General features: G+C 45.2%; 6 protein-coding genes, 1 tRNA gene and 1 pseudogene. 5 read left to right on the top strand and 3 right to left on the bottom strand.

Annotation, left to right across the window (positions count from 1 at the left end; genetic code table 11):
• The first annotated feature begins 265 nt into the window (after positions 1–265).
• Together QEZ41_RS09040 and nadA are read left to right on the top strand one after the other, a co-directional pair.
• Positions 266–340, top strand: a tRNA-Lys gene (locus QEZ41_RS09040).
• Between the two features lie 130 nt (positions 341–470).
• Entirely contained in the window at positions 471–1529 is a 1059-nt protein-coding gene (gene nadA / locus QEZ41_RS09035) for a quinolinate synthase NadA (RefSeq protein ID WP_289411118.1), read from the top strand.
• Positions 1530–1594: 65 nt separating this feature from the next.
• Here the strand turns inward: nadA and QEZ41_RS09030 are convergent, their stop codons facing one another.
• The 3 genes and pseudogenes from QEZ41_RS09030 to QEZ41_RS09020 all read right to left on the bottom strand — a co-directional run.
• A complete protein-coding gene (locus QEZ41_RS09030; protein WP_289411117.1) occupies positions 1595–2020 on the bottom strand; it encodes a type II toxin-antitoxin system VapC family toxin in 426 nt (141 codons plus the stop codon).
• Positions 2020–2271: a FitA-like ribbon-helix-helix domain-containing protein gene (locus QEZ41_RS09025; protein WP_289411116.1), complete on the bottom strand. Its 252-nt coding sequence runs from the start codon at positions 2269–2271 to the stop codon at positions 2020–2022. The genes QEZ41_RS09030 and QEZ41_RS09025 overlap by 1 nt, the downstream gene beginning before the upstream one ends.
• Positions 2272–2522: 251 nt before the next feature.
• Positions 2523–2840, bottom strand: a pseudogene (locus QEZ41_RS09020) (tyrosine-type recombinase/integrase); the annotation flags it as partial.
• A 592-nt stretch (positions 2841–3432) separates the two neighbouring features.
• Here QEZ41_RS09020 and sul2 point away from each other — a divergent pair.
• From sul2 to QEZ41_RS09005, 3 genes are all read left to right on the top strand, one after another.
• Positions 3433–4248, top strand: coding sequence for a sulfonamide-resistant dihydropteroate synthase Sul2 (sul2, locus tag QEZ41_RS09015; protein ID WP_001043260.1), 816 nt, complete (start codon positions 3433–3435; stop codon positions 4246–4248).
• A gap of 287 nt (positions 4249–4535) precedes the next feature.
• On the top strand, positions 4536–5759 hold the full coding sequence (gene mef(C), locus QEZ41_RS09010) for a macrolide efflux MFS transporter Mef(C) (RefSeq protein WP_085286200.1): 1224 nt from the start codon (positions 4536–4538) through the stop codon (positions 5757–5759).
• Between the two features lie 4 nt (positions 5760–5763).
• Positions 5764–6648 (top strand): Mph(G) family macrolide 2'-phosphotransferase, encoded by an 885-nt coding sequence (locus tag QEZ41_RS09005; RefSeq protein ID WP_014386803.1) that lies wholly within the window; start codon positions 5764–5766, stop codon positions 6646–6648.
• Positions 6649–6887: the final 239 nt, after the last annotated feature.

Below are 6887 nucleotides of genomic sequence, written 5' to 3'. Positions count from 1 at the left end.
AAGCACGTTCAATCTAAAGATTGTGAGTACGTTTTTAACGCGGTGGTAGCTACGCAGGTAGTTATTCAGAGGCTTCTTAAGCAGAGTAGCTACCCACCTATCTACTTGATATGCTTGTGTTTTTTATAATTCCTCACTCATATCACACAACATGAATTTACTTTACCGAACATTTAGCACTCAACTTGATTTAAATAGTGCAAATAAAAGCAAACTTTTATTTAAATCGAACAAAAAATGCCGTATTATGCGCCCCTCCAAATATGGGTCGTTAGCTCAGTGGTAGAGCAGTTGGCTTTTAACCAATTGGTCGCAGGTTCGAATCCCGCACGACCCACCACTTTCCTTTAGCAATTTTACGGTGTTTCCTGTAGCTATTTGCTTACTTAGCTTTTACTTGTTAACTTAGCGCCTCTTTTAAAACCACTTACTTTAAAAAGCATCGCTAGGCGTATTGAGGACTGGCAGAGATGACACAAATTGCTGAACGCATTCTAGTTCAAGCACACCTTGCAGCAAAACAAATCAAACCCCTGAGCGCAGAGCAGCAAGCAGATTATATTCAACAAATCGAAGCTGAACTCAAGCGGCAAAACGCTGTACTTGTCGCACACTATTACTGTGACCCTGTGTTACAGAAGCTCGCTGAAGATACCGGCGGCTGCGTTGCTGATTCTTTAGAAATGGCACGCTTTGGTAGTCAACATTCAGCGCAGACTCTAGTGGTCGCTGGTGTACGTTTTATGGGCGAAACTGCGAAAATCCTTAACCCTGAAAAACGCATCTTGATGCCAACGCTTGATGCTACTTGCTCGCTGGATCTAGGCTGCCCCATACAAGAGTTTTCCGCTTTCTGCGACCAACACCCTGAACGTACCGTTGTTGTCTATGCCAACACCTCAGCCGCCGTTAAAGCGCGCGCTGACTGGGTGGTTACATCCAGTTGTGCGCTAGAAATTGTAGAAAGCTTGATGGATAACGGTGAAAAAATTCTCTGGGCACCGGACAAACATCTAGGCAAGTACATTCAGCGCGAAACTGGCGCTGATATGCTGCTGTGGGACGGTGCCTGTATTGTGCATGAAGAATTCAAGACCAAGCAGCTTGAGAACATGAAAACCCTTTATCCCAACGCTGCTGTTTTGGTTCACCCTGAATCGCCTGAACAGGTAATAGAACTGGCGGATGTGGTCGGCTCAACCAGTCAACTTATTAAAGCCTCACAAGAAATGGATCAGCAAGAGTTTATTGTTGCTACAGACAAGGGCATCTTCTATAAGATGCAGCAGCTGAGCCCGAACAAACGCTTTATTGAAGCGCCTACTGCGGGTGAAGGTGCCAGCTGTCGTAGTTGCGCCAGCTGCCCATGGATGGCAATGAACACTCTGGAAGCCATGCTACATAGCTTACAAACCGGCAGCAATGAAATCACGGTTGACCCAGCACTTCTCCCCAAAGCTGTACGTCCATTACAGCGTATGCTGGACTTTACCGCCGCCGCTAAGCTCGCCGTTGCCGGTAACGCCTAAGTCAACAAGAAACTTACACACCTGAAATTAAGGGGGCTACACGCCCCCTTAATTCTGCATGAACACTATTTTTTCAGTTCCCAAGGATTGATAACTCTCAACCCTGCCGCTTCAAACGGGCTCGTATCTCTTGTTGCAACCATAAAGCCGCCGTCATGCGCTGTCGCTGCTATTACCGCATCTGCCGCTGCAATGCCGCTACCCGCCTTTTTTGCTGTTGCAAGTACATCCGCATAAGCCCTTGTGCAAGACATATCAAAAGGCAATACACGCCCCGCAAACAACGGCAACAGCTTCTCTTCAATGCTTTCACTAAGCAGTTTTTTACGCTTGCCGTTAGGCATCAGGGCAACGCCTGCGCGAATCTCCGCAACAGTCATTGCAGATAGATATAGCGTCTCAAGTGGCTGCTCGTTCAGCCAGGCTAAAACACGCTCATCAGGCTTTGCTCGGAACTGTTCAGATAGAACATTTGTATCAAGCAAAATCATTAAAAATTCGCCGCCCGTGCAGGTGAGTGGTCGCGCTCAAAACCCGCTGCTTCTTCATCAGTTAGCTTTACTTCACGCCCAATTTCACCCAACAGATTACCCAGCTTGACGCGCCCTTCAGGTTTTACTGCCTGCTCAAAAATGGCCAGCATTTCCGCCTGAAGTGATCTACCGTGCTGTGCTGCTCGGACTCGAATCGCTCTGTGTACCTCTTCGGGAACGTCCCGAACTGTTACTGCTCGCACTCCCATAATCAAACCCTCCTAATGTAGTCTATGCTTTCAATTATATGAAACGCTTTCAAAGGTAGCAAGCGCCTTTGTGTTTTTGCCAGCTCACCTACTCGCTCATAATCAACTATGCTTTTTGCTTCATAACCCTGTCTGGACTTCTCCCAGTTCATTTCTAACGAATCCCAAGAAATCATCCATATCTTTATTTTCGTCATTTCACTCGCCCCTATAAAAATAAGTACTGAACGAACCACAACTCCATGTATCTATTAAGCGGTCCATTCATCAATCATATCCGCCCAGTCCTGCAACATAGATGTACGCTGATCACGATACTCGGCTTTGTTATAGATTGCCCTTACGCCTTTTCGCTCATGTGCCAGGCATTTCTCTATCCAATCGGTGTTGTAACCGGCTTCATGGAGCAAGGTACTGGCTGTTCGCCTCAGGTCGCGCGGGCCAAATTTAGCAAGCGGCTGCCCTTCTTTCTGAGCCAGCTTGTAAGTCATCGTCATCACCCGGTTCAGCGTGGCACTGCTCATGGGGACGCCAGAATCGTAGCGTGACGGCAGAACATAATCCGATCCGATACCATGCTGAAAGACCACCTAAAAATCAGGCAATAAAACCAATAAAAACAGTTAGTTAAGTAATTTCGATACCATGAACACACAGGATCAAGCTGCATGGTATCGGCTATCACTCATGGCATCATGTCTCGATAATACCACCTTGGATACCACGCTCAAGCGGTGCTTCCCGATGCCATCAGTTGCTAAATACTGCCAGACATAAAAACAAAAAAGCCCATGAAAACATGGGCTTATATGTTATTTAATGCCAGTCGTTACCAGCCAATGCCAGACGTGTGATCACTCCCACTCTATTGTAAACAAGACATTTTTATCTTTTATATTCAATGGCTTATTTTCCTGCTAATTGGTAATACCATGAAAAATACCATGCTCAGAAAAGGCTTAACAATATTTTGAAAAATTGCCTACTGAGCGCTGCCGCACAGCTCCATAGGCCGCTTTCCTGGCTTTGCTTCCAGATGTATGCTATTCTGCTCCTGCAGCTAATGGATCACCGCAAACAGGTTACTCGCCTGGGGATTCCCTTTCGACCCGAGCATCCGTATGAGACTCATGCTCGATTATTATTATTATAGAAGCCCCCATGAATAAATCGCTCATCATTTTCGGCATCGTCAACATAACCTCGGACAGTTTCTCCGATGGAGGCCGGTATCTGGCGCCAGACGCAGCCATTGCGCAGGCGCGTAAGCTGATGGCCGAGGGGGCAGATGTGATCGACCTCGGTCCGGCATCCAGCAATCCCGACGCCGCGCCTGTTTCGTCCGACACAGAAATCGCGCGTATCGCGCCGGTGCTGGACGCGCTCAAGGCAGATGGCATTCCCGTCTCGCTCGACAGTTATCAACCCGCGACGCAAGCCTATGCCTTGTCGCGTGGTGTGGCCTATCTCAATGATATTCGCGGTTTTCCAGACGCTGCGTTCTATCCGCAATTGGCGAAATCATCTGCCAAACTCGTCGTTATGCATTCGGTGCAAGACGGGCAGGCAGATCGGCGCGAGGCACCCGCTGGCGACATCATGGATCACATTGCGGCGTTCTTTGACGCGCGCATCGCGGCGCTGACGGGTGCCGGTATCAAACGCAACCGCCTTGTCCTTGATCCCGGCATGGGGTTTTTTCTGGGGGCTGCTCCCGAAACCTCGCTCTCGGTGCTGGCGCGGTTCGATGAATTGCGGCTGCGCTTCGATTTGCCGGTGCTTCTGTCTGTTTCGCGCAAATCCTTTCTGCGCGCGCTCACAGGCCGTGGTCCGGGGGATGTCGGGGCCGCGACACTCGCTGCAGAGCTTGCCGCCGCCGCAGGTGGAGCTGACTTCATCCGCACACACGAGCCGCGCCCCTTGCGCGACGGGCTGGCGGTATTGGCGGCGCTGAAAGAAACCGCAAGAATTCGTTAACTGCACATTCGGGATATTTCTCTATATTCGCGGTTCAGCAGGCATGTCCCCTTTGAGGGCGACCCGAGTTCATGTTAGCTGCTGGGCTTAATTTTGATAAAATAGCTTATTTTTTGAGATAATAATTTGTACTTTTGTGGCTTCACTTCCAAAAAGTATACAACACGTGGCAAAGCCTTGGATTAAATAATTATTAGGGTAATTCTCTTCAAAACCCACTTTTATGGTATAGTACTCTATTAGTATTATGCTACAATTATTTTGTTGTATAATTTAATCAAGTTTTTATGGAAAACCGTAAATGGTTTAAGACCTATATGTTTATATGGGCTGGACAGTTTGCTTCAATGCTTACAAGTTATGCTGTTCAGTTTGCTATTGTTATATGGCTTAGTCTGGAGTACAAGTCAGCCGAAGTTTTAGCCTACGCAGGAATAGCAGCTATGTTGCCTCAAGCATTGATAGGCTTAATAGCAGGTGTATATGTTGACCGTCTCAATCGTAAATATGTAATGATTTTTTCGGATGCTTTTATAGCTCTCTGTGCCCTTTTGTTACTCGTCATTTTACAAAATGAAAATGTTAATCTTATATGGATATACATTTTATTGGGTTTACGCTCTGTTGGTAATGCTTTTCACGCTCCGGCACTACAGGCAATTGCTCCGCTGATTGTACCCCAAAATGAATTGATAAAGGTAGCAGGAATTAATCAGGTGTTACATTCGGTTTGCAGTATTGGTGGTCCTGCCATTGGCACATTAGCCATTGCTTATCTTCCTATTTCAAAAGTATTGTACTTGGATTTGATTGGAGCATTGCTGGCTATTCTTTCACTCGTGATGGTGAAAATTCCCAATGTGGTTGCGAAGTCAAAATCGTCTGCACATTCTATTGCTACAGAATTTTCGGAAGGGTTTCAGACTGTTTCAAAAAACAAAGGTTTGCGTTATCTTTTTCTTTATGCAATGGCGATAACCTTTGTTATAATGCCAGCTGCCATTATGTTTCCGTTGCTCACAACAGGGCATTTTGCAGGAGGAAAATGGGAGATAGGAATTGTAGAAGTGGTTTGGGGCGGAGGTATGCTTATTGGCGGTGTCATCCTGAGTATTTTCAAATTGAAAGGCTCAAAAGTAGTCGCAGTCAATGTTATGTATGTATTATTGGGACTTACATTTATTTTGAGTGGTGTATTACCTGCAAGTTGGTTTGTAGGATTTGTGATGGTAACAGCCATTGGCGGTATCAGCCTGTCTGTTTTCAATGGCTGTTTTACAGCAATTGTACAAACAGAGGTAAGTCCTGAAAAATTAGGACGTGTATTTTCACTTTATTATAGTTTGGCAGTTTTGCCAAGTGTAATCGGTTTATTATTCACAGGCCTGATTGCAGAAGTTATTGGTGTAAACATTACGTTTATCATAAGCGGTTGTTTGGCAATCCTTGTGGGTATTCTTTCGTTTAGCACTCGCAACTTAATGCAATTAGGTAAAATCAAAAATATTTAAAAAAATGAAAAATAGAGATATTCAAAAATTAGCGGAAAGAAATGGGTTAATTCTTTCGGATGAAATGAGTTTTAATGAAATGGGAATTGATTTTAAGGTTGGTTTCGCTACAGATAGGGATGGCACAAAGTGGTTGTTGCGTATTCCAAGAAGAACAACCTTAGGCGAACAGATTGCGAATGAGAAACGCATTCTTCAATTGGTGTCGAAATACCTTTCGGTTCAAGTTCCTGATTGGCGTATAGCTAATGAAAAACTGGTAGCCTATCCTTTGCTCGATGGAAAACCTGCACTTACTTATGATGCGGAGACTTATGAAGTAACCTGGAATATGTCTAAAGAAAACGACCTTTATATACCATCATTAGCGAAAGCACTTATAGAACTTCATTCAATTCCTACGGAAGAAGTACTTCGTAATAATCTAAAAATTTTGACACCTGAACAGGTTAGAAATGAGATTTCTGAAAGATTGATTTTGGTGAAATCTGAATTAGGGATAAATGCCGAATTAGAACTTCGGTACCAAAAATGGCTGGATAATGATGCCTTATGGCCGAATTTTACAAAATTCATTCACGGTGATTTGTATGCAGGTCATACACTTACTCATCATAATGGAGAAGTTTGTGGAATTATTGATTGGTCAACTGCACAAGTCAGCGATATAGCACAAGATTTTTCAGGTCACGTTACTGTTTTCGGTGAAGAAAGTCTGAAAAATTTAATTGCGGCATACGAAAAACAAGGTGGAGAAGTATGGGATAAACTGTTTGAACAAGCAGTTGAACGAGCTGCTGCCGCACCTCTAGCTTATGGATATTTTGCTTTAGAAACACAAGATGAAATTCATCTTAGTTCTGCAAAATTACAGTTAGGTGTTGAGTAGATTTTTTTTAGTAGGGGCTGACACCTTAATCGGGTCAACGTATAGGAAGAATAAACGCCCTTTTCACCCAAGTCCAACAGCTTTGGACCGCAGTTGACTCTTTCGACACCCCTGCGATGCAACCCAATCCGGCTGACGGGGAGCCAGCAACGCTGAAAATTTACCCTCCTCTTTCCCACTAGCGGCTCCTTTTCCGACAACCAGCACGGCGGATCCCTGCCGCGGCGCTGTGAACGCAG

Source organism: Thiopseudomonas acetoxidans (assembly GCF_030362935.1).
GTDB lineage: Bacteria > Pseudomonadota > Gammaproteobacteria > Pseudomonadales > Pseudomonadaceae > Thiopseudomonas > Thiopseudomonas acetoxidans.
The sequence above is the reverse complement of the archived record's forward strand: the minus strand, read 5'-3'. Positions and strand labels throughout refer to the sequence as shown.